Genomic DNA, 1,853 nt, shown 5'->3' on the forward strand with positions numbered 1-1,853 from the left:
CTCGGAAAGAACGATCTCCACAGCGGCAGGGCCTCGATGCGCCATAAAAAGACGATACCAACTAACCCAGAAGATTTCTGGCGCATCACACTAGGCAGCAACACTGACAATCCGTCACCCGCAGGGAGTACCTGCGGGGATGAGCGGGCGCGGGTGCCCCTGCTGCACAGGAAAGTGCAGCAGGGGCACATCGTCTGCCCGATCGGCGAGACTCATCGAGCAGAAGTCCGTCGACGGCGAGGTCGGCGTCCGCGCTGATCCGGTCGGCGGGGAAGGTCAATGTGTCAGCGCCGACACATACCCTTCTGTAAAAGCCAGGTCCAGCCCGTAGCGGGCCCGGGGTCGGGACTCCGCGGCGCGCAGCGTGTTGCCGAGCCGGGTCGGCATGCGCTGTGCTCGCTGGGCGGAGACAGTCCTTGGCCTGCAGTTCGACAACCGCGAGCCCATCAGGGCGTCGAGTTCGGCGCGCAGGGGGTCGGCGTCCGGCAGCAGGACCGGTAGTTCCTGGGTTCCCCGGCATTTCCCGCCCCGTGTCGTCCGATCGGGCACGTAGGGGGCACGGGCGGCTGCCTGTGTACCGCTACGGCGACGGAGTCGGCCTCCTGCGCCGGGCGAATCGACGCCCGGCTACCCAGAGGTTGATCAGGAACAGCACTGATCCGGCTACGGGCCAGCCCACAGATCCACCGTCACGGTAGGTTTCAATGCCCACCACCAGCAGCATTGAGCCGATCGCCACGCCCATCAGGTCGAGGAGGACGTCTGCCTGCCTCGCGATCTTCGAAAGGTTGACCACGGCTTGATCGTGACAGGTGACCGCGCTCGCTGCCAAGGGCGAATTCTCTGCCGCGACCTGCATGTTTGCCGCGCGGTCGGCGGAGCGACTTTGACCGGGAGCTGCTGACACAGGGCGGCAGGAATGCAGAAGCCCATCTCGAAGGCCGACAAGACGGCATCGCCGTACGCCAGCGCGGCAACAGCCACCGTCTCCTCCACCAACACGAGACACCGGTCAAGATCAAGTGGCAGAAACCCACTGGCCGTCAAACTCTCTGGCAAACGGCCAAGATCTTCTGTCAGAGGTCAGCACCCCGTGGCCGCAGGCCCTCGCCTCACACCCTCACACCCTCACACCGCACCTCGCCCACCTGAGGAAACGGGCTGTGTGCCTCACAGAGCAGCCGGGAGCGGTGGCCTACAAGGGACAGTGCCGTGCAGGGCGCGGCGGTCGCGGGACAGGGCGTAGCGGCGGGCGGCGAAGCCGTTCTCGAGGTCCTCGCCGATCGCTTCGCACAGCGGGGCGAGGACGTCGGCCGCGTCGGTGTCGGACAGGTAGGCCGGGGCGACTTCGAGCAGCAGCTCGCCGATCGCGTGCGTGCTGGCGGCGAGCTGGTCGACGACGCGGCGAAGTTCGGCGACGGCCAGGTCCGCCGGTGGTTCGGCGGGCGGGGCCGTCGCGATACCGACGTCGTGGACGGCCTGGTGGACGATCGCGCGTACGGTGCCGTGCCCCAGGTCCTGGCCGCCGCTGCGGGGCAGGGCGGCGAGGCGGCGGGTGATCACGCCGGTGTCGAGCAGGAAGTAGCCGAGCAGCTGCCACGCGGTGCGCTTGGACAGCTTGTTGCTTCGCCGTGGGCGCGCTCGATCGGCTGCTCGCGGTGTCGAGGTCCCCAGCGGGCGGTCTCCGTCAGGCGCGCGGCGCGCATCCGCGGACCCGTGCAAGTCATTTCCTCTGAGCGGTCCGAATTCCAGGGCTAGCCCTTCAGTCGTAGATCGGTTGGGTGGCTGTAGTTCAGCGATCTCATGGTCCGGATAACTCCCCTGTATGCAGGCGGAGTTGCTGGACGTGCCAT

At 67.2% G+C, this 1,853-nt stretch carries 2 protein-coding genes; both read right to left on the bottom strand.

Features of this window, described 5'->3' with window-relative positions:
- Window positions 1-580: 580 nt before the first annotated feature.
- Window positions 581-832, bottom strand: a complete 252-nt coding sequence (locus tag ACWD3C_RS48460; RefSeq protein ID WP_451155207.1) for a hypothetical protein — start codon at window positions 830-832, stop codon at window positions 581-583.
- Between the two features lie 338 nt (window positions 833-1,170).
- Complete coding sequence (locus ACWD3C_RS48465) at window positions 1,171-1,722, bottom strand: hypothetical protein (RefSeq protein ID WP_451155209.1); 552 nt, start codon at window positions 1,720-1,722, stop codon at window positions 1,171-1,173.
- Window positions 1,723-1,853 lie beyond the last annotated feature (131 nt).

Source organism: Streptomyces sp. NPDC002845 (genome assembly GCF_053591955.1).